The following is a 24,724-nucleotide window of genomic DNA, read 5'->3' as shown; positions in this document are numbered from 1 at the left end:
GGAAAAAGTATTTAAGTAAACGTAATTAGTGACAAAACAATCAAACCGCACTTTTGTTGCGGTTTGATTGTTTATGGAATCTTTAATTAAGCCAGACGTTAATGACACATAAGCCGATAACCGACGCCGGATTCGGTGATAATATAGCGCGGTTGTGCTGGATCTGCCTCAATTTTTCGTCGCAGTTGCCCAATGTAAACCCGAATATAGTGAGTGTCTTCGTTATAAGAATTGCCCCATACTGCCTTTAATAATTGCTTATGGGTAAGTACACGTCCGGCGTGCTGTGCCATGATTTTAATAATTTCATATTCCGTAGGGGTAAGCTTGATTTCCCGGTCATCTACTGTTACTCGCCTTAGCACCAAGTCGACTTTGAGTCCGCCGCAAGTAAGGACAGGTTCATTTTCGTTTTCGGCGGAACGCCTCAGGCACACTCGCAGCCGTGCCAGAAGTTCGCCCATCCCAAAAGGTTTTGTTACATAGTCGTCAGCCCCGGCATCTAACGCTTCGATTTTTTCCTGCTCCTGATCGCGGGCCGTCAGTATAATAATTGGCACGCCAGACCAATCACGAATTTGTTTGACAACTTCCTTACCGTCGATATCAGGCAAACCTAGATCAACGATAATTAGATCAGGCTTGAATATAGCAGTGCGGTTAATACCGTCTTTGCCGGTATCCGCTTCATCCAAGGTATAGCCGTAAGCCTGTAAAGAAACTTTCAGCAGTTTCCTGATTTGGGGTTCGTCGTCTATAACAAGAACTCGCGGTCCTTTATCAGTCAATGTGTTCACCTGCCGTTCTTGGTGTGAGGGTATTATCACCGTTAATCGGGATAACGAAACTTATTTTTGCTCCACCGTCAGGAGCGTTCTCAGCCCATATCCGCCCGGAATGAGCTTCAAGAATACTTTTACAAATTGATAGTCCAAGTCCTGTGCCTGATACCGTTACGGGCTGCTTTGCCCGATAAAACTTTTCAAAGATATGGTCTAGGTCGTCTTCGGGTATCCCTGGTCCGTTATCATATATATTAACTTTAAGGGTTGCTCCGGCCGCCGAAGCCGTTACACGGATTTTACTACCTGCGGGTGAGTACTTCATAGCATTATCCAACAGGTTTAGCAGGACTTGCTCCAAGAGGACACAATCTGCCCGGATTAGAGGTAAGTCGGGCGGCAACTGAATTTCCATAGGGTGATTTTTTGTTAAATCACCCAAGCGGCGTAGTGCAATTCCGACAATATCCTCTATGTCGCACCAGTCTATTTTTAGAGATAGCATACCGCTTTCCAGGCGGGCAGTATCTAATAGATTAGCGACCACTCTTTCCATTCTGGTAGCGCCGTCTTGTATGGTTTCAAGAAGTTCACGCTGTAAGTCACGGCTATATTCGATACTTTTATCGAGAAGGGTGGATGCGGCACCGGTGATCGCCGAAAGCGGTGTCCGCAATTCGTGGGAAATGGAATTAAACAGAATCGTACGGATTTTGTCCGATTCAGCCAGCAGTTCGGCTTGTCGTGCTGCTTTAGCTAATGTTACTCTTTCAACAGCAATGGCCGCGAGTCCTGCCCAGGCATCAATGAGCCGTTTTTCTTCAGAAGTAATTTTTTGGTCACCAATAGATATTCCCAATACGCCGCCAATTTGTTCACCGCTAACCAGCGGAACAAATAGAAATTGGGCTCCCGGCAATGTTTCGGTCGAGCGTCCGGCGACTTGGCCATGTTCAAAGGACCAGGCTGCTACTGCATATTCGGTCTCCGGAAGTGTTTCTTTATTGTTTCCCGCAAAAACTGCATTGGGAACATAAGTGCCTAGAACCGTGAGTTTGCCTTGTTCAGAAGGTATGAGCACAACTGTCTCGCGCCCAATTGTGTCGCCGCTGTGCCTTGCCAATTCCTGCGCAATGTAATTTAAGTCAGTTACAGCAGCAATTTGCCGGCTAAATTCATAAAGCGCACGAACGCTTTTCTCGCGTTGTCTTGCTGATTTAGCTTCTTGCCTGAGTTTTTCAGTTCTGCCGCCAATGATAAAAGATACCACGATAAAAATAATGAAACTCCAGAGATAGCGGATATCGTAGACGGTAAAATTAAGTAACGGCGGCACAAAAAGGTAGTCAAAAGCGAGTACACCGGCTAATGCTGTAAGGTAGGAGGACCATCGCCCCCACCATAGGGCGGTTAATAATACAGGCAACAGATATAATAGGGCGATATTTACTAATTCTAACTGTGGTTTGAATAGGCAGCTGACGGCCGTTACGGCTGCAGTCATAGCTAACCCGCCAACTGTATGCAGCCAATTTAATTTCGAAATATCCGGGGCAGCCGTTTTTACTGTTGGTCCTTGTTCTTTTTCGGCGTTGCCTTGAATGACGTAAACATTAATGCCTGCACTGTGGCGAATGATTTTATCTACTAAAGAACCATGGATCAGTTCCCATAGGCGGCTGTGGCGTGGTTTGCCTACAACAATTGAGGTTACGTTATGGTTGCGCGCAGCATCTAATATTTCCTGTACGAGATTATCGGCGACGACGGTAAGTGTTTTTCCGCCTAATTCTTCGGCTAACCGTATGTTGCGCGCTATACGGTCCCGTTCTTTGTCACTCACCGGAAAACGACGGCGCGATGTTTCGACGTGAAGAGCTAAAAAATCGGCGTGGAGTCCTTCCGATAGCCGTTTGGCCGCGCGGATAAGCTGGGCAGAAAATGGACTGGCGCTAACACATACCATGACACGTCCGGCGGCAGGCCATGGCCCGGCTATCCGGTTAGACCTCATATACTGTGTCATGTCCTGATCTACCCTGCTGGCAGTAAATCTCAGTGCCAGCTCTCTGAGCGCATTAATATTCCCCGGACGGAAAAACTTTTTCAGGGCTTGTGCGGCTTGACCGGGTACATAGACCTTACCTTCTTTGAGGCGCTTGATCAAGTCTTCCGGCGGAATGTCAATAAGTCGTAAGTTGTCGGCCTGTTCGACAATGTAGTCCGGTACCGTTTCACGAACAATAACTCCAGTGATTTGTGCCACTACATCATTAAGGCTGTCGATATGTTGAATATTAAGCGTTGTATAGACATTAATTCCGGCATTGATAATTTCTTCTACGTCCTGGTAGCGCCGGACATGACGCGAACCGGGGATATTGGTGTGGGCTAATTCATCGACCAGCACCAATTCCGGTTTTTCCCGTAATATGGCGTCAATATCCATTTCCTTAAGTTCTCTTTCCCGGTAGTGCATAAGCTTGGGAGCAATACAGGGCAAGCCTTCCACTAGTTTTTCCGTTTCAGCCCGCCCGTGAGTTTCTACCCAGCCGATGACAACATTTGTGCCTTCATGAAGCTTATCATGGGCTGCTTCCAGCATGTTGAATGTCTTGCCGACGCCGGCAGCGGCACCCAAAAATACCGTGAGTTTGCCTTTGGCTTCTTTGCTGATTTTCTCTAATAATTCATCAGGATTTGGTCTGTCGGTTGCTTTTTCTTTAGGCATAGCGTGTCCCTCCCATATATACACGCAGAGGGCTGCTCCGCGTAAGGGATGCAGCCCGGCTGTATTACTGTTTCATAGTATCAAGTGCTAAGTTCAATTCCAATACATTCACGCGCGGTTCGCCGAGAAAACCTAATTGCCGGCCTTCTGTATGCATAGCAACTAAAGCTTTTATTTCGGCGGCGTTAAGGTCTCTTTCTTTGGCTACCCGCTCGACCTGTATATAGGCAGCCTCCGGGCTGATATGCGGATCCAAGCCGCTGGCGGATGCCAGTACCAAATCGCCGGGAACCGGTGTGTGTGCAGGTAGATTGTTATCGCTGCGGACTGCTGCGAGGTTTTCATTTACAGTATCCTTTAGTTTTTGATTGGTCGGACCAAGATTAGAGCCAGCCGAAGCGGTGGCGTCATAGCCTTCAGAACCGGCAGTGGAAGGGCGGCTATGGAAATAACCCGGGCTGGAAAAATTCTGACCGATAAGCTTAGAACCAATTATCTTACCGTTCTGGGTAATTAAAGAGCCATTCGCCTGGGCAGGAAACAAAGCCTGAGCCAAACCGGTCATTGCCAATGGATAGGCTAAGCCGGTCAACAAGGTCATGACCAGAACCATAAGAAGAGAATTTATTATTGATTTCGTCATATTGTTATCATCTTCCTTTGCAGTTTCTCAATTAGTAGCTTTTGTCCGGGACACAATTCTGATCTGATTTCCGCTCATCTGTCTGACTATGAGCATCTCCTGAGTTGTATGGTCGAACATAACACTATATCCATTTTCAATTTCAGCTACCGTCACGCCGAAAAAAGCGGCAAGCTTTTCCAATACGTTTTTACCCGGACACCAGGTATTGTTTTCATAATGCTCTATTGCAGATACAGACACTCCGATGGCTTGAGCCACGGCTTCCAGGCTTGCGCATTTCTCGGAACGCAACAAACGGAGCGTGTCACCAATTTCGAGTACCATATAGTTTTCCTCCCGTTTTATTAAACAAGTCTAAGCGCAACCAATATCATATCAATTAGTTTAATGCCGACGAAGGGCACAATCAGTCCGCCGAGACCATAGAGGATTAGGTTCTTGCGCAGAATTACATCAGCTCCTACCGGCTGATATTTGACACCGCGAAGCGCCAGGGGGATAAGCCCGACAATTATCAGGGCGTTGAATACCACAGCACTTAAAATGGCGCTTTCCGGGGTAGCCAGACGCATAATGTTGAATGCTCCTAACGCGGGGTAAGTGCTGATAAAGAGGGCAGGTATGATCGCAAAATATTTAGCGACATCGTTGGCGATACTGAAGGTTGTCAGTGAACCCCGCGTCATCAGGAGTTGCTTGCCAATTTCCACTACTTCAATAAGTTTGGTGGGGTTGGAGTCAAGGTCAACCATATTACCGGCTTCTTTTGCTGCCTGGGTGCCGCTGTTCATAGCTACACCAACATCAGCTTGCGCCAAGGCTGGCGCATCATTGGTGCCGTCACCGGTCATGGCTACCAGCATGCCATTTTCCTGATATTCGCGAATCATTTTAAGTTTGGCTTCCGGTGTTGCTTCCGCCAGGAAATCATCTACTCCGGCTTCTGCAGCAATGGCGGCGGCAGTTAATGGGTTGTCACCGGTAATCATCACTGTTTTAATGCCCATCTGCCTAAGCTCCCGGAATCTTTCCTTAATACCGCCTTTGACAATATCTTTTAGGTGAATCGTGCCAAGTACCTTACTGTTTTGCGCTACAACAAGCGGCGTGCCGCCGTTTTTCGCGATGGCTTCAGAGGTGGCGCGGACGGCCTCGGGAAAGGTGCCATCCTGAGCGGCTATATACTTCTGAATCGCATCGACAGAGCCTTTGCGTATCTGCTGGTCTTTCATGTTGATGCCGCTCATGCGTGTTTGTGCGGTAAAGGGTACAAACTCTGCGCCTAAGGCGGTTAAATCCCGTTCGCGTAAGTTATACTTTTGCTTTGCTAATACGACAATACTGCGGCCTTCCGGTGTTTCGTCGGCCAAGGAAGATAATTGTGCGGCATCTGCCATATCTGATTCGCTTATGTCTGGTGCGGGGATAAATTCCGTTGCCATGCGGTTACCCAAAGTGATTGTACCTGTTTTGTCTAAGAGCAGTACATTGACGTCACCGGCGGCTTCAACTGCGCGGCCGGACATGGCCAATACATTTCGTTTTAATAACCTATCCATCCCGGCGATGCCGATGGAGGAGAGCAAGCCGCCTATCGTGGTAGGGATCAGACACACTAATAAAGCAATCAGGGTTGTTACCGACAAGGTAGCGCCGGAATAGATAGCAAAAGGTTCAAGCGTAGCTACTGCAATCAGGAAAATGATGGTCAACCCTACCAGTAGAATGGTGAGAGCAATTTCATTAGGTGTTTTCTGCCGCTTAGCTCCCTCTACCAGTGAAATCATACGGTCGAGGAAGGTTTCGCCGGGATTGGCTGTTACCCGAACCTTAATCCAGTCAGACAGCACTTTGGTTCCGCCGGTGACGGAAGACTTGTCGCCGCCTGATTCCCGGATAACGGGAGCCGATTCGCCGGTAACGGCGCTTTCATCGACTGTGGCCATACCTTCGATAACTTCGGCGTCACTAGGAATTACATCGCCTGCTTCAATTAACAGCAAATCGCCTTTCTTAAGTTCGTTAGCGTCGACAATGGTAATATTACTACCACTAAGTTTTTTTGCTTTGGTTTGGCTGCGGGTATTTTTGAGTGCCTGCGCCTGGGCTTTGCCACGTCCTTCGGCGATAGCTTCGGCAAAGTTGGCGAACAGTACAGTGAACCACAACCAGAGATTAATCTGCAGGGTAAAGGCGATACTACCGCTGCCTTGCAAAAAGTCCCGCAGCATTAACCCGGTGGTTAAGAGCGCTCCGGTATAGACGATAAACATAACCGGATTTTTAATTTGCACGCGGGGATCAAGCTTTTTAAAGGCATCACGGACGGCGCCCGCGATGATCTTTTTATCAAAACTGCCATTTTTGCTCATATTCATACTCTCCTAAAAAGTGCTGCCTTGCAGCAGTAATAGATGCTCGACGATGGGGCCTAACGCAAGGGCAGGCAAGAAAGTCAGGGCGCCAATCACCAGCACTACTCCTGCCAAAAGGATGACGAACAGTAGGCCGGTTGTGGAAAAGGTGCCCAGTCCTGGCGGTGAAATCCGCTTCTCAGCCATGCTGCCGGCGATAGCCAAAACCGGAATGATAACACCGAACCGGCCGAGCAGCATAGCGGCGGCAATCATAAGATCGTAAAACAGGGTATTTGCCGTCAGACCGCCAAAGGCGCTGCCATTGTTGCCTGCTCCGGAAGCAAATGCATACAGTATCTCGCTCAGTCCGTGCGGACCGGAGTTAGCAATGCTGGAAGTACCGGCATCAGTTACCGACGCGATGGCACTGCCGATTAAGATAACCACAGATGGGATAAGAATGGCAAGCGTGGCCATTTTAATTTCCCAAGCTTCAATTTTTTTACCAAGGTATTCCGGCGTGCGGCCAACCATTAGACCGACAATGAAGACGGTCATAATGACATACATCATCATTCCGTAAAAACCGGCGCCTACACCGCCGACAACAACTTCACCCAGCATCATCTGCAGCATAGGTATTAGCCCGCCAAGCGGTGTCAGACTGTCATGCATGGCGTTGACTGCACCGCAGGAGGCTGCTGTAGTAACAGTGGCAAACAGCGCCGAACCACTAATGCCAAACCGTATTTCTTTTCCTTCCAGGGCAGTAGGTTGACTAATGCCAAGTGATGATAGAATGGGGTTGCCATACAGTTCGCTGGTATAGAGGGATCCCAGCATGATGGTAAACAACAGCAGCATCGCCCCCAATATGGCATAACCCTGACGCTTATCGCGGGTGAGATGGCCATAGGTAAATAGGAGCGACACCGGCACCAAAAAGATCGCTAATGCTTCAAGCAGATTGGTCAGAGGAGTGGGGTTTTCGAAGGGATGGGCCGAGTTGGCGTTAAAGAAGCCGCCGCCATTAGTACCCAGCATTTTGATGGCTTCCTGGGAAGCTACCGGACCCATTGCCAGTGTTTGTTGCGCTCCTGTCAATGTCTGAACGGTTACATAAGGTGACAGGTTTTGCAGCACACCCTGTTGGACTAAAACGCAAGTTAGGATGATGGATAACGGGAGCAGTACCCAAACAGTACTACGGACAAGGTCGAACCAAAAGTTGCCGATGGTTTTAGTAGTCTTACGGGTAAGCCCTCTGATAAGCGCTACCGCCACAGCAAGCCCTGTGGCGGCAGAGACGAAGTTCTGCACCGTGAGCGCCGCCATTTGCGTAAAATAACTTACGGTTGTTTCGCCGCCGTAGGCTTGCCAGTTGGTATTGGTCATGAAGCTGACCGCTGTATTAAAGGCAACATGCCACGGCGTTACACCTGCCAGGTTCTCGGGATTAAAGGGCAGAAAATCCTGAAGCACCTGTATCAGATATACTGCCGTCATGCCGATGAGATTAAACCAGACTAAGTTTTTTGCATAGTCTTTCCAATTCATTTCCACTTTACTGTCTACGCCGGTTAGACGATAGATGGTTTTTTCCAATGGCAAAAATAGTGGGTCAAGCAGTGTTTTCTCCAGAGAAAATACGCGCGCCATATAACGGCCCAGCGGCAAGGCCAAAAGAATCAGTATTGCCAAAAAAACAAGAAATAAAAAAATATCATTTGTCATTTTAAAACTCCTCCGGTTTAAGTAATGCGTACACTAAGTACGCTAATAATAACAGCGCCAGTGAGCCGGCCAGCCATAGATCGGCCATATGAAATCCTCCCCCGAATTCATTGTTGTTTAATACAGTCATATTGTATCTCTATTTGGAGTCAGTATGTCGTCAAGAAGAAGGGGCTAGGTGTAAAAAAGTTGTAAAGAGAAGCGGTAACGTACGATGAAAAATGAAAAACACCGTACCAATGTAGAACTGGTGCGGTGCTTGTGTGGGTTGCTTTAGTGGATTAGCAACTTTTTTGTGCCGGTGAGTTTTATGGAGAATCGAAAATTTTTTCGCAAGAAGGAAGTTTATGTTAAAAAGCAGTATATTCTGGTAATAAGCTAAATCAAGTAATGAGTGGAGTCAATCCGAGTAAATTCATTTTACATTACAAGAATCTTTAAGATTGTGGCACTGGAGTGAATGGTCGTGGAAAGTAGAAAGCAGGCAGTTATTACCCATGATAAAGGGCTGCATGCCCGTGTGGCGGCTATGATTGTGCAAAAGGCATATGAAATTGAACATAAAAGACAGGTCAAACTATATTTTCGGCATCCGGGCGGCACGGCTGTTCCCGCCGCTAGTATTATGCCACTGGTGTCGCTACGGGTTAAACAGGGAGATACGATCTGGGTAGAGGCCGTCGGTCTGGCGGCTGAAGCCGCGGTCGCCGAAATGGCGGTATTCTTGGAAAGCGATTTTGTGCTGGACGATGCCGTTACCATGAATCAGGTTGATACCTTATTGCAGGACAATGCCATTACGGCCGGGCAGATATTTGCCAGTATGGCAAATGGTCTGATAGTTGCCGACGAAAATGATGTAGTTACTATTTTTAATCCGGCAGCAGAACGCATCTTGGGTATTCCTGTCAGTTGCGCCCTCGGCCACAAAGCGCAAACAATTATACCCGGATCACGGCTGCATATTGTTGCAAAAACCCTGGAACCTGAAATAGGCTGCCGTCAGTCCATTGGTTCGCTGACAATCCTTACTAACCGGACACCTATTATTGCCGATGGTCAAGTACGCGGAACTATGGCCATTTTTGAGGACATCTCGGTACTGGAAACGGTCACCGGTGAGCTGAAGGCCGTAAAAGAACTAAAAGAACGTCTGCAATTGGTATTGGAATCGGTTCAGGACGGAATCTGTGTGGTAGATAGGGGCGGAGATATAACGTATGTTAATCCGACTTACGTAGAGCTTGTTAACCAATCCCGCCAGGAACTGATTGGGCAGAATGTCAGGAAGTTGTCGCCGGACGGTGTGCGCAGCCGGGTGCTGGCGACAGGCCGGCCTGTTATTGGCAGTATTGTTGTCAAGCCGGGCGGAATGACGGTAGTGGCAAATGTCAGTCCCATAGTAGTGGATGGCGAACTGACAGGTGCCGTTTCGGTAGTCAAAAATGTAAGCGAAGTTCATAATTTAATGGACAAGCTAAATCATATTTCCGCCAAAGCCGAGTATCTGGAACATGAACTGCGGCGAGTCCAAAAGCCGGGGCCGGATTTTCGCAAATTTATTGGTCAAAGCGGCAAGGTACAGGAAGCATTGGCTATTGCCGCTAAAGCTGCCGCCAGCGGGACAACCGTATTAATAAGCGGTGAAAGCGGTACAGGCAAGGAATTGGTTGCCGAAGGCATCCATTATGCCAGCCGCCGTGCAACAGGGCCGCTTATCAGAATTAACTGTGCCGCGATTCCCGAAAGTCTGCTGGAAAGTGAACTGTTTGGCCATGAAAAAGGGGCATTTACCGGCGCCGTGCGGCAAAAACCGGGTAAGTTCAGTTTAGCCGACAAAGGGACAATTTTCTTGGATGAAATCGGTGAACTTAGCAAAAGCATGCAGGCTAAACTGCTCAGGGTGCTGCAGCAAAAAGAGTTTACCCGGGTGGGCGGCGAGGCTGTTATTAAGGTCGATGTCCGGATTATCGCAGCTACTAACCGCAATCTGAAAGAGTTGGTGGCAGAGGGAGCGTTTCGGGAAGATCTGTATTACCGGCTCAATGTAATCCCTATCCTCCTGCCGTCCTTACGGGAACGGACGGAAGATATCCCGCTGCTGGTCGACCATTTTTTGCATAAAGTGATTGCCGAACAGAACAAAATAGTTACCGGAATAGCCAGTGAGGCTATGGCCGGCCTGATGGCCTACCGCTGGCCGGGCAATGTACGTGAATTGGAGAATGTTATTGAGCGCATGGTCACACTTTCTGATAGTTCTGTGTTGATGGCTGCGGATTTGCCATTTTACCTCAGGGAAGGCAGTGAGGCCGCCCCCGCTTTAGCGCAGCCCGAGACAGCTGTTTTGCCTGATCTAAAACAACCCGTGGTTTTGCCTTGGGTGGAATATGAGAAGCAAATTATCGCTTTGGCTCTAGCAAACTACGGCAGTTTTAACGCCGCAGGCAAAGCGTTAGGGTTAACCCATAAAACAGTGGCGGCCAAAGCCCAAAAGTACGGAATTGCCAAAACGGTAACCTGGGAAAATAGGGGTGACTAGGTAAAAAATATCAACGACAATGAGTCTGGTTGATACTTTTGTACAAGAGTGCCAGCTAGGGTTGGCACTCTTGTATTCTTATCTGCCGTATTATCCAGGTTTTCGGTCATTGCGAGCGGCAGCAGGGCAAATTTTTCTCCTGGCATGGTTCTTGCTTTATAATAGGGCAGCTACCGGAACGCGGTATAGTATAGCGATGAGGAGGCTGTAAGTAATGAAAAAGCTAATTAACAATGCGGAACAAGTTGTTGAGGAAATGCTGCAAGGGGCCGTTTTGGCTCACCCTCAGTATGTTAAGCGGGTGGAAGGGTTTAATGTATTAGTGCGGGCCAATTCCCCAGTGCAAGGTAAGGTCGCTTTGGTATCAGGCGGCGGCAGCGGGCATGAACCGTCCCATGCCGGCTATGTTGGGCGCGGTATGCTTGACGGTGCCGTTGCCGGTGCGGTATTTACTTCCCCTACGCCTGATCAGGTATATGAAGCCGTTAAGGCTGTTGATGGCGGCAAAGGTGTACTGTTAGTGATCAAAAACTATACCGGTGATATCATGAATTTTGAAATGGCAACGGAAATGGCTGAGGCCGATGGTATTAAAGTGGCCAAAGTGGTTGTCAATGACGACGTAGCTGTTGAAAACAGCACCTGGACTACCGGGCGGCGCGGGATTGCCGGTACGGTTTTTGTTCATAAAATTGCAGGCGCAAAGGCCGAGACCGGCGCGGATTTGGCGGAAGTGCAAAAGACAGCCGAGAAAGTAATCGCTAATGTCCGTTCTATGGGTATGGCGCTGTCTCCTTGCATCGTACCGGCTGCCGGCAAACCTAGCTTCACGCTGGCTGAGAACGAAGCGGAAATCGGCATGGGTATTCATGGCGAGCCCGGTACCCACCGTGAAACTGTCCGCCCGGCTGATGAAACAGCCGAGCATTTAGTGAATAAGATTTTGGCGGATATGTCGCTGGACGCAGGCGATGAAGCAGCGGTGATGATCAATGGTCTGGGCGGAACACCGCTAATGGAACTGTATGTAATTAACCGCAAAGTAGCAGCCATGCTTGCTGAAAGAAATATTAAAATCGCAAAGACGTATATTGGCAACTATATGACTTCATTGGAAATGGCGGGTTTCTCGGTTACTGTACTGAAGCTTGACAGCGAACTGAAAGAATTGCTGTTTGCGCAGGCTGATACACCGGCTCTGGTTCAATTCTAAGAGGAGAGAAGGAGTTTATAATGGCAAACGTCATTGCAGCAATAGATGCGCTGACAGAAATAATACTGGCTAACAAAGAAAAACTGACCGAGTTGGATGCTGCGATTGGTGATGCTGACCATGGCATCAACATGGCGCGTGGTTTTGAAGCTGTTCACGCCAAACTGGCTACAGCAGGGTCTGACGATATTGGCGGTGTGCTTAAAATGAGCGGCATGACGCTGATATCTACTGTTGGCGGGGCCGCCGGACCGTTATATGGTACTGCTTTTATCCGGATGGCGGCGGCTGCACAGGGCAAAACCACAATCGATACCGAAACCGCAGAAGCTATGTTTGAAGCTGCGATTGGCGGCATTAAAGAACGCGGTAAAGCTGTTCGGGGTGAAAAGACAATGCTGGATGCCCTTGAACCCGCGTATGAAGCGTTTAGCCAGGGGATGGCGGAAGGGGAAGACCTGTTACGGTGCCTTGAATTAGCCACAGACGCAGCAGGCAAAGGTGTTGAATACACCAAAACAATTATTGCGACCAAGGGACGGGCCAGCTATCTGGGCGAACGGAGCTTAGGGCATCAGGATGCGGGCGCAACCTCAACTTACCTGATGCTAGCGGCGCTTACCGCCTTTGCTAAAAAGTATAGTCGGGAGGCATAACTATGGTTGGAATTGTCGTAGTATCACATAGCGCTAAGATTGCAGACGGTATATGCGATTTGGCAGGGCAAATGACAGCTCCCGGGCAAAAACTCATTGCGGCCGGCGGTATGGCCGATGGGGGCATTGGCACCGACGCTTTCCTAATTCAAGCAGCCATTGAAAAAGCTGAAAGCGGTGATGGAGTGCTTGTCATGGTTGATTTAGGCAGCGCCGTTATTAGCGCTGAACTTGCGGTAGAGATGCTTGATGAAAAGTATAAAGGGCAGGTAGCCATTGCTGATGCGCCGATTCTGGAGGGAGCTATTGCTGCTGCTGTGGATGCTTCGGTCGGTCAACCGCTGGCCAGTGTGCTGGCGACTGCCGAAGGGGCCAGGGAGTTACGAAAGCGGTAGGAGATTCATGTAGAACCATACCCGGACTTAATTGGAGGAATACACATGACCCAAATTGATTTAGTACTGACAAATACAGCGGGGTTGCATGCCAGGCCGGCAGCGCGATTTATCCAGAAGGCTTCCAGCTATACAAGTAAAGTCACCATTCGGACCGGCGAAAAAACCGCCGATGCTAAGAGCATTCTGTCTCTTATGGGTTTGGGTCTGGGACAAGGGACCAGGTTTACGCTGATGGCTGACGGTGCAGATGAGGTTGAATGTATTGCAGCGTTAAAAGCAATGGTTGAAAACAACTTTGGTGAGGGTTAAATCATGGAAGAGATATTGTTGGGAAAAGGAGTAGTACCTGGTATTGGCATTGCCCAAGTCAAGGTATTATCAGGTGATTTGACAATCCACTTAAATGAATATAGTGCCGGTACGCCGGCACTTGAATCAAGCAAGCTTGCTGATGCCGTTAAGACGGCGGCAGCAGAGTTGCTGCAGTTAAAAGAGGCAGCTAAGGCTGATGGGCAGGCCAGTCAGGCTGATATTATGGACGCGCATCATGCGATGGTAACTGATCCTGGGCTGTCTGCCAGCATGTACGGTAAAATTGATCAAGGGGTAGCGGCGCCGCGGGCGGCAATGGCGGCGGCCGAAGAGTTTGCAGCCGTGTTTGACTCAATGCCTGACCCGTATTTGCGGGAACGGGCAGCTGATGTGCGGGATGTGGGCCGGAGGCTGGCAAGGCTATTGGTAGGGGGCGGGCAGATAAACTTTGCTCTTGAACCGGTAGTGGTATGCGCCCAGGACCTCGAACCCTCTACTGCTGCCAGCCTGCCTGAGGACAGGGTGTTAGGTATTATATTAGGACAGGGCAGTACGACTTCGCATACCGTAATTATTGCCAAAGCCCGCGGGATACCGGCAGTCACCGGTTTGGGCGAAGCTATATCCCGTATTGCTGACAGTACCGTTGTCATTGTCGACGGTACTCATGGACAGGTTATTCTTAATCCCTCGCCCGCGCGGCTGGCAGAATATAAAGATAAAGCCGAAGCCGCGGCAGCGCAAAAGCGACGGGATGTGGAATTGTCTACATTGGCGGCAATGACTATGGAAGGTAAGAAAATTCAACTGGCAGCCAATATTAGTTCTCCGGCCGATATGGCGGCCGGGCTCCGGCAGGGGGCCGAAGGGGTCGGCTTGTTCAGAAGCGAGTTTTTATTTTTGGGACGGGAAGTTCCGCCTAGTGAAGAAGAACAATTTGCTGCCTATAGAGAAGTGGTTGAGCGGTGTGGTAACCATTTATGCGTTATCCGGACTATGGACATCGGTGGTGACAAACCGCTGCGCTATCTGAATATAAACAAGGAAGACAATCCGTTTTTGGGCTGGCGGGCCATCCGCATTAGCTTGGAACGGCCAGAGTTATTTCATGCACAACTGAAAGCTATCCTCCGCGCAGGTGTCTATGGCAAAGTGGCCATAATGCTGCCTATGATTATCAGTGCGTCTGAAATCGCCAGAGCTCGGGAGTGTGTGGCCAGAGCTGCCACTGAACTCGCCAGGGAAGGGAAAGCCTTTGCTGCTGACGTACCGCTTGGAATTATGATTGAAACCCCGGCGGCAGCCGTTACTGCCCGGGAACTTGCGGCTGAGTGCGATTTTTTCAGTATTGGTACTAATGATTTGGTCCAATATACGCTGGCTGTTGACAGGGGTAATCCGGCGGTTAGTCCGCTATACAGTCACTTTCACCCGGCAGTCCTTAAGCTGATTGACGGTGTTGTCAAAGCTGGGCATGAACGTGGAATTTGGGTCGGCATGTGCGGTGAAATGGCAGGTGATCCGTTAGCTGCGCCGCTGCTGACGGCTATGGGCTTTGACGAACTTAGCATGAGCGCGCCTTCCATACCCCGGGTGAAAGAAGTTATTCGTAAACTGAGTCATCAATCGGCGCAGGAGTTGCTTAACCAGGCCCTTAGTCTAAAAGAAACCGACGCAGTGCGTAGTTTAGTCGAAGAGTACAGGGAACAGATGCTCTTTATTTCCCGGTAATATTTTCACTGGTATTGAAAGGTTAGTCTGCGGTCTGTATAGGCGGCAGACTAATTTTTGTACGCTAGAAAATATCTCGTTAGCATAAGAACTCGTCTGAAAAAGTGACAGTACATTTACAGGAGTTTTTGCCCTTGGTTAGAATAGTTAAAATAAGGTACGTTTATGGAAGAAAGGGAGGATCGGCATGGCGACCCTGGAGACCACTATCAAAGATAAAGCTGAGCAGTTGGGATATGAAGCCTGTGGTATTATTTCAGCAGATAGATTTGAAGAATTTGTAAGGCAGCTAAACACTCGGAGCGAACTATTTCCTCATGCGAAAGCGTTTTACGAAAATTTACGAAAGCTAGCTATACCCAAGGAACAGATTGACTGGGCAAAGTCAGTTATTGTTTGTGTACGGCGATATGACAAGTACAAGATTTCAGACGAACTGGAGCGGTTTATTGGCAAGGTATTTTTGTGTGACGGCCGTTTAAAGTACTCGCAGGAATATAAGAACAACTTGGCATTTGAAGAGTTTCTGCAACAACTTGGTTTTCGGACAATGACCAACGCAGTGCCTGCCCGGTGGGCGGCTGTTAAGGCCGGGCTGGGAAAATTCCGTAATAATAATTTTTTATATAGAGAGACGGGTTCATGGAATTGGGTGGATACTTGGATTGTTGACAAAGAATTAGAATATGAACAGGAAGTAGATTCTTCGCAATATTCTTGTCCTGAGGGCTGCCAAAAATGTATTAAAGCCTGTCCTACCGGAGCTTTGTCGGCGCCATTAACGATGGATGCTACCAAATGTATTGCCTGCAGTACCTTCCGACCGGAATTGAAAATTGACGAGAGCTTATTTGAAAAAATGGGAACCTGGGTGTACGGGTGTGATATTTGCCAAAATGCATGTCCGGCTAATGCAGGAACTTGGAAGGGCAATGAAGTTTGTTTTGAAGAGCCGTTATCCTTGCAAAATTTGATTACCCTTGACAATCTATTTTCTATGGATGAAGAAACCTATCGGACAAAAATTCAACCGCGGTTTTGGTATATCAATGCGGAGGATAGATGGTTCTGGAAATGCAAGGCTATCCGGGCAATGGCTAATGAGGACGCTCAGAAATATCATAAATATTTTGTGCAGGCACTGGACGATCCGAATGAAGAGGTAAGGAAAATGGCGCGATGGGCTTTGGAAGGAGAGCATAAATAGTATATCTTTTCTTACGGTTTACCAGGCCGCGGCTTTACGGTTATCGAATTTCGGCTGCCTGATAAATTATAGTAAGTAAAATAGTAAAACCCAGGAAGTATGCGGAATTCGTATATTTCCTGGGTTCTTATTTTTGGTTTTAGCAATGTGCACTACGAAATAGAGCGATTGTGTCTATGTAGTATCAGTGCATTAATGCACTGATAACTTTGGGATGACCTAGCGTATCGGGGGGCAATGACTTGGAAAACAGCCAAATGGGAAGCAGTGGTGACGTGGGGAACAGCCAATGGGAAAACACTCGTGACGAGGAGAACAAGTGCGGGGGAAACAACTGAAAGGAAAACAGTGGTGACGGGGAAAACAACTGCGAGGGAAGCAAAAGAACGGAAAGCATTGACGACGAGGAGAGCAATTGCGAGGGGAGCACCCAAAGGGAAAACATTGACGACTATCGCTCATTTCGTCCATTTCTTCCATTTCGTCCATTTCCTCAGAATCGCTATCCCATTCAAATATTTCTGGAAGTTCCCATCGATACATAATATATCCTCCTTCTGATTTTTTGAAAAGGATTATCTTATGTATAATATGTGGTTTTAAAATTTTATGTTCATTAAAAATCTACAGGGAAGTTTTCATTCTCAGGTGCCTTCACTGCTGGCTATTGGTTCCCGGTCCAGGACATAGGTTAAGAAAAAGGTGCCCAAGCAGGCAAGCCACTCAAGATAAATTACGTGAGGAAAGATGTGAACGGCAGGGGTGGTTTGCCATAAGATCAATACGATTATACCGGTCAGTATGGTGTAGAAGGCCGAATTTCTGCGGCAGAAACCAGGTGCGAAAAGCGTAAACAACACGATTACGCTGAACGCTGCCGTAAGGCTGAGACCAATCATGAGGGTGTTGATAATGCCGCTGATGGTCATGGCCAGTGTAAGGGTAAGCAATCCGAGTAATACGACGGCACCTTTGGTGACCCTTAGAAAGTTTTTTTCGTTTACGTCAGGGTTAATGAACTTTTTATATATATCCTGGGAAAACAAGGTGGCTGAGCTTAACAACAGGTTGCAGGCGGTGGATACGTCGGCTGCCCAAAGTGCGGCTAAAGTAATGCCGGCAAGAACAGGGTCCAGGGACATAATGGTCATTGGCAACGCCAGTGCCGGACTAACATTGGGGAACGTGGCTTTAGCTATGACACCCATTAAGGCACTGACGAAGCCGATCGGCAGCATCATCAGGCCGCCGATAATAAAGCCGCGCTGGGCTGTGCGTACGTCTTTAGCTCCCAGTGATATCTGAATAATGCTTTGCAGGGACAAGTTGACCGTCACTAAGACGACAATCCAGCTGATAATGCCAAGGATACCAACACCGTCAAAGAAATCCATATAAGGAATGTTGGCTGGAAGCTGAGCCTTGATGTTGGCAATTCCGCCGGCATGATTTACGCCGACAATAGTAGCAAGGATGATGCCGATATACTTAAGGCTAACATTTAATAGATTGGATAGGCTGGCAGACCACATACCGCCAAGGGAAGTGATACCAATAAATACAACTGCGCTTGTCAGCATACCTGTGGTTAAGGTGAAAAATTCAGGCATGAGGGCACACAGGATACTGCCGCCGGCGATATACTGAAGGGACATGACGACAAGTTGAATGACAATCTGGCAGGCAATGCCGGCGATCATTCCCTTTTTGTCATAATAGCGGCCAAGCAATTCGGGGATTGTAGTGATGTTGAGTTCCCGGTATTTTTTGGCAACTAGCAGGCCCATAGCAATGGCACCAAGTCCCCAGGCCGTAGTGTACCAGCCGGCGGAAAGGCCGACTTTATAGGCCTGTTCGGCCACGCCAATTGTGGAGGCACCGCCAACGGCAAGGCCTACAATAGATACTGTAATCAGCGGAGTAGTGAGCTGTCTGCCAGCAAGCACATAGTTTGTTGAATTACCGGCGGAACGCCGTTTGGCATAATAACTTATCAAGAACAATAAGATAATATATAGGCAAACAATGATAAAAGGAATATGCATAATAACCTCCTAAAATATTGAGCGCATTCAAATTTTGTTTTTCTTCTATGCCGGCTATAGAAGAAAAAAATCGCCCCTCTAAACGAGGGACGATAGTTATCGTGGTACCACCCAACTTTGGATCTTAGATAAATAAAAAAAGGGTGTACCTAAGGGGCGAAAAAGCCGCGGTACCACCCTGTTTTAATCCTAAGATCTACTCTAAGTCTGTAACGTAGACAGTACGGCAGGGCCTACTATTGGTTCAGCCTGCAGTTCGGGAAGGAACTTCACCCGGCATTTTCAACTAGTTCACACCAACCACTAGCTCTCTGTATGAAAAGTACTGAGTTACTTTTTTCCGTCATTACTGATAAAGTTATTTTGTTTATTCATGATTATAGGCATATGATGGACATTTGTCAATAATAATTTTACGAAAAAATTACAAATATGCGATAAAAACAAAAAAATATAAAAAGAATATTACATTTTGTAATGACCTAAATTTGTATGAGGAGGTATTATTATGGCTGGAGCTCCGACTATCTGGGTAAATGGGGATATGAGTGAACAAATAGCCGATTTCAACGGTCAATATGTCCTGATAACGACAAATGATATGAAAAAGATAGTATTGGGGAAAACACTGGAAGAGGCGAGAGAAAAATTAAAAGAGATTGGCAGGCCTGATATTGCTAATCAGCTAAAGTAACATCGACTTCCGCTTTCGCCAAAGGCTCGGCACAAGCCGTGTTTTCTTTAGCGGTATGATTGGTTCGTAAGCAAGGTCCTTCCTGTTGTTGCCAGCTCATTTTTGTTATATAATAATTATTATAGCAACTAATAAGGCAATGAGGTGAAATGAATGGACTTTGAACAGGTATTATCTTTACGGAAAACTACCCGGAAATATCAGGAAACACAAATCCAGGAATCAGATTTACAAAAAATATTAGATGCCGCGCAGACAGCGCCTTTAGCTGCGGGGGATGATAAAACTACACATATTACTGTTGTACAGGATCCAACCTTACTCAATAGTATTCGAGAAGTAACTCAAGTAGTTTCACGTAAGACTGGTAATCTAATGGATGCATTTTATGGAGCGCCAACCCTTATCTTTGTTTCTGCGACCGAATTATCAGAGGACTCTATTGAATATGCCAACGTGGGTTGTGTAATGGAAAACATGATGTTACAGGCAACTGCACTGAATCTTGGCAGTACTTATATTTGGGGATGCTTAGAAAAATTACGTGCTAAGCCAGAATTATTACAAAAAATGAATATTCCAGATCAATATAAAATCTTATCGGCGTTGTCTGTTGGTTATCCCGTTAAGCCACTAGAACAACGTGAGAAAAAAGATAAAATTGCAGTAACTAGAATTTAGCTTTAACATAATGTAAGCTAGGGACTATAAATAAAACCCGTGAATTTTTCACGGGTTTTTTGCTGTTTTGGACGGTAGAGATTTATTGATTGTCAAATTAAAACTCGATCTCAAACACAGTAACGCACAGAAGAAAAAGAACGCCATACATGAAATATGACATTCTCCTAAGTATTCACCTTTTCATTTTAGCTACAATCGCATAAACTGTTTTAATGGATAAAAAGTATTCTTCTGCCAATCACCCTGCTGAAGTACCAGACAAATACCTGCTGAAAATTTCTCTGTTTCGTTCAAGGGTATATTGCTTGCTCTGCTTAGTTGTTCCCCATGACTTTTTATTACATGGCTTGCGGGGGATATAAATGTATTCTCCGTCAACATATTCTTGGATTGCGGTCAACAGATTTTTCGGTAATAATAATTTGCCATTATAATAGTCCATTACGCTTCCTCCTAATGTTCGGTAAAATATTAGGATTGAAGCAAAGGCTATTTAAGTTTCAGGATTCACTACAAATAGCCTTTGCTATTCGTAACGAACCGACTCTAGTGTACTTGTTAAATTGATACGTCATGCTCCTCTCAAAATATGGTATATTTTATTATATCAAATTATCAGCTCAGAAGATATAGCGGATTAAACTTACCGCCAAGGAGAGGTAATGCGGTCAAATAGAGCAATAACCAGACCGACTATTAAAATTACTGCTATGATTGCAATTATTGTCATTAGTTTCTCCTTGTTTTGCCTCAGGGCGTAGTTTTTCATTATAAGTTTATCCGGGATCGGATTATTTATGCTACCAGACCATATGGCCTGGCATAGGATGATGTCTTTAAGATCTATTAGATTTCTTTATCAATGATTTAAACCAGCTCAAATGGACTACCAGATGCAGCATGACAAAAAAAGTTAAGATGTAACTAACCCATTCATGCAAGTGCTTGACGTTTATGGTACTTAGAAACGGTTTTAACACCGGTAGTTTTACTGACATTGCAAATCCCGTGAGAAAGCTAATTGCTCCGAGTATTATTAACGTTATATTTAGATATGCGTTACTTTTCGGCTTTAAAATCATAATAACCCTCCTATTCTTTTTTAATTAATATACACGAAGAATGTGTCAGAAGTATGGCGTAAATGTGACAAAACTTGTTCACCTTATGGTAGAATTAAGACTGACAATATTACTATTGCTGAAGGAGGGTTGTAATGTTTCTTATTATATTAAAATATGTTAAACCCCTGGAATACTTGGATGAATTAATACCTGCTCATATCGAATTCTTGGATAGGTTTTATAACCAATATAAGTTTATCGCTTCAGGAAGAAGGAACCCGCGCGTAGGTGGAGTTATAATTGCTAAAGCTAGTAGTGAAGAAGAAATATGGGAAATAATCAAACAAGATCCATTCTATACTAACGGCGCTGCAGAATATGAAGTTATTGAGTTTATTCCTTCTAAATATGATCCGCGCTTCGAATGTTTTGTAAGTTAATTATTTATTGAACGGCAAAACCGGTCTAGTTGTCGACAGTCTGACCCGCGAATTCTTTCGCGGTTTTTTTTGTCCTTAGAAAGTATAACTTTCGCCTGGATAAGGGCAACATCGGCTTCGCTTTCGCCAGGGCTCGGCGTAAGCCGTGTTTTCTTTATGGGCATAAGAATTTACGATGGAAGCATTACAAAGTATGGTGTACAAAAAGGAAAAAATATCTTTAGCAAGGATTTGGCAAAGATTTGTCGAAATTCGTAAAAAATACATTACTGGTAATGAAATGCGACAGGAAAAGAGTGAATTTGTATGTTTTACTCAATTCGTCAACAATTTACTTTAATTATATGCTCGTTGATTTTGCTCGCGATGGTTTCAACTCTAATGATTAGTCGCTCTTTAATTTCCCAAGATTACGAAACGAAAATGCAATATAACAATTCTGTTATGGCGGAGAGTCTGGCGTCTAATATTGCTCAGTTTATGCAAAACGCCTATAATATTAACCAACTTATAGCTCAATATCATGATTTAGAAAAACTGGATGCCACAAAACAACAAGAATTATTGATGGATACGGCAAGTCGGTATCCATTTTTCCAACTTTTGGCTATTAATAATCTTAATGGAGATCAAACAGCCAGATCCAGTGGTCCTTTGGGTAACCGGGCCGAACGCTGGTGGTTTAAACATTTTATGGCGGAAAGACAGCCATACATATCGAAAACTTATTATTCTGTAACTTCCGAGTCCCCTATCACAACGATTGTTCATGGCATATATTCACAGGGCAATTTAGTCGGTGTTCTCATGGCCGATATTGAAATAAATAAATTACAGCAGATGGTCGAGAATTACAATTCAGGAGCAGGCAGCTATGCCTATCTTTTAGATGGGGAAGGTGCGGTAATTGCTCATCCTGACCGGCAACAAGTTGCCGAGCTGTATAATTACAAAACTCTGAAGAAAAGAGTATTATTAAGAGATTCTAACGGTAAAATGCTGAAGGATTACAAGAATAATGAAATCACTAGAGAGCTTAACTTTGAAGTTGCGCCTTCCCTTGAGGCCATTGTTGCTAAGGTTATGGCAGGCGAGATTGGGGTAGGGGAATACACTGAACTTGACGGTGAGAAGTACATATGTGCTTACCGGGCTATTTTGCTGCCTGGAGCATCTAAGCCATGGAGTTTAATCGTTGTGCAAAAGAAAAGTGCTGTGATGGCTTTTATGGGTCAGGTGACATTAAGGACCACGGGTGTGGGACTGTTGGCCCTTGGGTTTTCAGTACTATTGGCCATTTGGTTCTCAAGGAAAATTACTAATCCTTTAATCGATATTGTGAATGCTACTAACAAAATCAAAGAGGGTGATTTGGCAGTGCGGCTTACCACTAAATCATCCAATGAAATTGACAGGTTAGCTGCAAATTTTAATCAGATGGTATGTGAATTGCGCCAACATCGCGAGAAGTTAGAGGAATTGGTGGAAGTACGGACAGCTGAGCTGGGTGCCGCCAATCAAGAAATGGTAGCCATGAATGAAGAACTGGAGGTTACCAATCAACGCCTGCATGCTGAAAACAAAGTCAGGCGTCGGACGGAAGAAAATCTTTTATTGCGGGAACGGCAATATAGAGCTATTACCGGTCTCTTGGCACAACCGACTGATGAAACGGAAGATATTCTCGAGACTATCCTGTATAATGCAGTCCAGTTACTCGGCGCGGTAGTCGGTTATATCGGCTTGTACGAGGATGATGGAAAGACTTATCATATTAAGCATGCCATTGGGATTGACAAAGCCCGGTGCAAGGAAGACAAGCCAGCGCAATCCGGGATGCAAGGGCACGTCTATGCTACCGGAGCGTTATATTATGTAGATGACTATCGTGTATATCCCCAGCGCATCAGCGACCCATGGGTGGGGCCATCAGCCACTACGGTGATTATGATCCCGCTGAAACAAGCGGATAAGGTCAAAGGTATCCTTGTTGTAAGCTGGGTGGACGTCGTACATTCTGTCAGCAGTGAAGACCTTAATGCATTGCGCCAGTTTGGTGTTTTGGCATCGGTGGCTATGGAACAGGATACTACCCAAAAGAAGATCCACCATATGGCATTTTATGATACGTTAACAGGTTTGCCGAATCGTGCGAGTTTGAACCTTCATCTTGAGATGGAAATGGAGAAGGCTCGTAGCGGTGAAGCAAAGGGTGTTATTCTGTTTATTGATATCGATGATTTCAAATCGGTAAATGATAGTTTTGGGCATTCTTTTGGCGACAACTTCATTGTTACAGCAAGTCGGCAGATTATTGCTGCCGTCGGTGAACCAGCTTTTGTATCCCGCCTCGGTGGTGATGAGTTTGTTGTTGTTGTGCCGGGAAAAAATGATCGGGAAACAGCGGCTCAAATTGCTGATAAAGTGATTAAAAGCCTCTGTAAGGAATATGAAGTAGCTGTTGAGAAACTATATATATCGGCCAGTATTGGCGTGTTAGTCTATCCTGATGATGGAAATGTGCCGGAGGATATTCTGAAAAAGGCCGACAGTGCCATGTATGCCGCTAAGAAGGCGGGAAAAAACTGTTGGCGTTTTTATCAACCAAGCTTACTGGAAGAAGCGTATAAAAATATGATGCTAACAAACGGATTGCGTCGGGGGTTGGAACGGGGCGAATTTTCCTTGTATTATCAGCCTCAGTTTACTGTGGATGGGGATCGTATTGTTGGTTTTGAGGCCTTGCTGCGGTGGAATAGTTCTGAATATGGGTTTGTATCACCCGCTAGCTTTATTCCGTTGGCCGAGCAAAGCGGACTTATTTTGCCTATCGGTCAATGGGTATTTGAAGAAGCCTGCCGGTTTGCCCGGAGGCTGGGTGATATGGGCAAAGAAAATGTTGGTGTAGCGGTAAATATATCGCCACGCCAGTTGAATTCAGAGGATTTTGTTACCCATCTTCGCAGGAGTATTGAAGTGACAGGTATAAAACCGCAGCAGATTAAAATTGAAATTACCGAAAGTGTTCTTATTGAATCCATGGAGGATAATGTTTTTAAACTTTGTCAACTACGTGATATTGGTGTGCTTCTCGCGCTTGACGATTTTGGCACAGGCTACTCTTCGTTAACTTATTTAAGAAGCTTGCCGGTTGGGATATTAAAGATAGATAAATCATTCATTGATAAGATTGTTGAGGATGAAATACAGCGGCAGGTGGTAGGTTCAATTATTGATTTAGGTCATACGCTGGGCTTGACCATAGTGGCTGAAGGAGTAGAAACGAAGGAACAGCTAAAAATATTGAAGAAGCTCGGATGTAACCATATACAAGGATATGTTTTCAGTAAACCATTAGCGGAGGAAGCTGCCGCTGTGTTAGTGGTGAATTCAATCCTTAGTGAAAATAATTAAAACCCGCGAATTTTTTCGCCGGTTAACTTGTCCGGATAGAAAGTATAACTTTCGCCTGGATAAGGGCAACAGTG

Annotated in this window: 20 protein-coding genes and 1 other annotated feature; of the genes, 11 read left to right on the top strand and 9 right to left on the bottom strand. The window is 46.1% G+C overall.

Annotated elements, in window-relative coordinates:
- Positions 1 to 98: 98 nt before the first annotated feature.
- The 7 genes from SRRS_RS18815 to kdpF all read right to left on the bottom strand — a co-directional run bounded on the left by SRRS_RS18815 (position 99) and on the right by kdpF (position 8,380).
- Positions 99 to 788 carry a response regulator gene (locus SRRS_RS18815; RefSeq protein WP_371362680.1) on the bottom strand — a complete coding sequence of 230 codons (690 nt, stop codon included), beginning with the start codon at positions 786 to 788 and terminating at the stop codon, positions 99 to 101.
- Positions 781 to 3,513, bottom strand: a complete 2,733-nt coding sequence (locus SRRS_RS18810; RefSeq protein ID WP_371362678.1) for an ATP-binding protein — start codon at positions 3,511 to 3,513, stop codon at positions 781 to 783. Before SRRS_RS18810 ends, SRRS_RS18815 begins: the two co-directional genes overlap by 8 nt.
- Before the next feature lie 64 nt (positions 3,514 to 3,577).
- Positions 3,578 to 4,156, bottom strand: coding sequence for a potassium-transporting ATPase subunit KdpC (gene kdpC / locus SRRS_RS18805; RefSeq protein WP_371362676.1), 579 nt, complete (start codon positions 4,154 to 4,156; stop codon positions 3,578 to 3,580).
- Positions 4,157 to 4,183: 27 nt separating this feature from the next.
- Entirely contained in the window at positions 4,184 to 4,483 is a 300-nt protein-coding gene (locus tag SRRS_RS18800) for a helix-turn-helix domain-containing protein (RefSeq protein WP_371362674.1), read from the bottom strand.
- Positions 4,484 to 4,503: 20 nt separating this feature from the next.
- Positions 4,504 to 6,537 carry a potassium-transporting ATPase subunit KdpB gene (kdpB, locus tag SRRS_RS18795; RefSeq protein ID WP_371362672.1) on the bottom strand — a complete coding sequence of 678 codons (2,034 nt, stop codon included), beginning with the start codon at positions 6,535 to 6,537 and terminating at the stop codon, positions 4,504 to 4,506.
- Positions 6,538 to 6,543: 6 nt separating this feature from the next.
- Positions 6,544 to 8,250 (bottom strand): potassium-transporting ATPase subunit KdpA, encoded by a 1,707-nt coding sequence (kdpA, locus tag SRRS_RS18790; RefSeq protein WP_371362670.1) that lies wholly within the window; start codon positions 8,248 to 8,250, stop codon positions 6,544 to 6,546.
- A gap of 1 nt (position 8,251) precedes the next feature.
- Positions 8,252 to 8,380 (bottom strand): K(+)-transporting ATPase subunit F, encoded by a 129-nt coding sequence (gene kdpF, locus SRRS_RS18785; protein WP_371362668.1) that lies wholly within the window; start codon positions 8,378 to 8,380, stop codon positions 8,252 to 8,254.
- A gap of 336 nt (positions 8,381 to 8,716) precedes the next feature.
- Here kdpF and SRRS_RS18780 point away from each other — a divergent pair, with 336 nt between their 5' ends.
- From SRRS_RS18780 to SRRS_RS18750, 7 genes are all read left to right on the top strand, one after another.
- Positions 8,717 to 10,792, top strand: coding sequence for a sigma 54-interacting transcriptional regulator (locus SRRS_RS18780; RefSeq protein ID WP_371362666.1), 2,076 nt, complete (start codon positions 8,717 to 8,719; stop codon positions 10,790 to 10,792).
- A 214-nt stretch (positions 10,793 to 11,006) separates the two neighbouring features.
- Positions 11,007 to 12,005, top strand: a complete 999-nt coding sequence (gene dhaK, locus SRRS_RS18775) for a dihydroxyacetone kinase subunit DhaK (RefSeq protein ID WP_371362664.1) — start codon at positions 11,007 to 11,009, stop codon at positions 12,003 to 12,005.
- A 17-nt stretch (positions 12,006 to 12,022) separates the two neighbouring features.
- Entirely contained in the window at positions 12,023 to 12,661 is a 639-nt protein-coding gene (gene dhaL, locus SRRS_RS18770) for a dihydroxyacetone kinase subunit DhaL (RefSeq protein WP_371369874.1), read from the top strand.
- 2 nt (positions 12,662 to 12,663) lie between these two features.
- Positions 12,664 to 13,056 (top strand): dihydroxyacetone kinase phosphoryl donor subunit DhaM, encoded by a 393-nt coding sequence (gene dhaM / locus SRRS_RS18765; RefSeq protein ID WP_371362662.1) that lies wholly within the window; start codon positions 12,664 to 12,666, stop codon positions 13,054 to 13,056.
- 45 nt (positions 13,057 to 13,101) lie between these two features.
- Positions 13,102 to 13,368, top strand: a complete 267-nt coding sequence (locus SRRS_RS18760) for an HPr family phosphocarrier protein (RefSeq protein ID WP_371362660.1) — start codon at positions 13,102 to 13,104, stop codon at positions 13,366 to 13,368.
- Positions 13,369 to 13,371: 3 nt separating this feature from the next.
- Entirely contained in the window at positions 13,372 to 15,102 is a 1,731-nt protein-coding gene (gene ptsP / locus SRRS_RS18755) for a phosphoenolpyruvate--protein phosphotransferase (RefSeq protein ID WP_371362658.1), read from the top strand.
- A 187-nt stretch (positions 15,103 to 15,289) separates the two neighbouring features.
- Positions 15,290 to 16,309 (top strand): epoxyqueuosine reductase, encoded by a 1,020-nt coding sequence (locus tag SRRS_RS18750; protein ID WP_371362656.1) that lies wholly within the window; start codon positions 15,290 to 15,292, stop codon positions 16,307 to 16,309.
- 644 nt (positions 16,310 to 16,953) lie between these two features.
- Here the strand turns inward: SRRS_RS18750 and SRRS_RS18745 are convergent.
- On the bottom strand, positions 16,954 to 18,354 hold the full coding sequence (locus tag SRRS_RS18745) for a sodium:solute symporter family protein (RefSeq protein WP_371362654.1): 1,401 nt from the start codon (positions 18,352 to 18,354) through the stop codon (positions 16,954 to 16,956).
- 82 nt (positions 18,355 to 18,436) lie between these two features.
- Positions 18,437 to 18,710: a binding site (T-box leader), on the bottom strand.
- Positions 18,711 to 18,862: 152 nt separating this feature from the next.
- Here SRRS_RS18745 and SRRS_RS18740 point away from each other — a divergent pair.
- Positions 18,863 to 19,048 carry a hypothetical protein gene (locus tag SRRS_RS18740; RefSeq protein WP_371362652.1) on the top strand — a complete coding sequence of 62 codons (186 nt, stop codon included), beginning with the start codon at positions 18,863 to 18,865 and terminating at the stop codon, positions 19,046 to 19,048.
- Between the two features lie 153 nt (positions 19,049 to 19,201).
- A complete protein-coding gene (locus SRRS_RS18735; RefSeq protein WP_371362650.1) occupies positions 19,202 to 19,729 on the top strand; it encodes a nitroreductase family protein in 528 nt (175 codons plus the stop codon).
- Between the two features lie 241 nt (positions 19,730 to 19,970).
- Here the strand turns inward: SRRS_RS18735 and SRRS_RS18730 are convergent, their stop codons facing one another.
- Entirely contained in the window at positions 19,971 to 20,174 is a 204-nt protein-coding gene (locus SRRS_RS18730; protein ID WP_371362648.1) for a CD3324 family protein, read from the bottom strand.
- 774 nt (positions 20,175 to 20,948) lie between these two features.
- Between SRRS_RS18730 and SRRS_RS18725 the strand changes: the two genes are divergently transcribed.
- The gene (locus SRRS_RS18725; RefSeq protein ID WP_371362646.1) at positions 20,949 to 21,236 is read left to right on the top strand and encodes a YciI family protein; all 288 of its coding nucleotides are present in this window, start codon (positions 20,949 to 20,951) and stop codon (positions 21,234 to 21,236) included.
- Between the two features lie 306 nt (positions 21,237 to 21,542).
- Positions 21,543 to 24,650, top strand: a complete 3,108-nt coding sequence (locus SRRS_RS18720) for an EAL domain-containing protein (RefSeq protein WP_371362644.1) — start codon at positions 21,543 to 21,545, stop codon at positions 24,648 to 24,650.
- The last annotated feature ends 74 nt before the right edge of the window (positions 24,651 to 24,724 follow it).

The organism is Sporomusa rhizae, assembly GCF_041428845.1.
Taxonomy (GTDB): Bacteria; Bacillota; Negativicutes; order Sporomusales; family Sporomusaceae; genus Sporomusa; species Sporomusa rhizae.
This window is presented reverse-complemented; position numbering and strand designations above follow the sequence as displayed.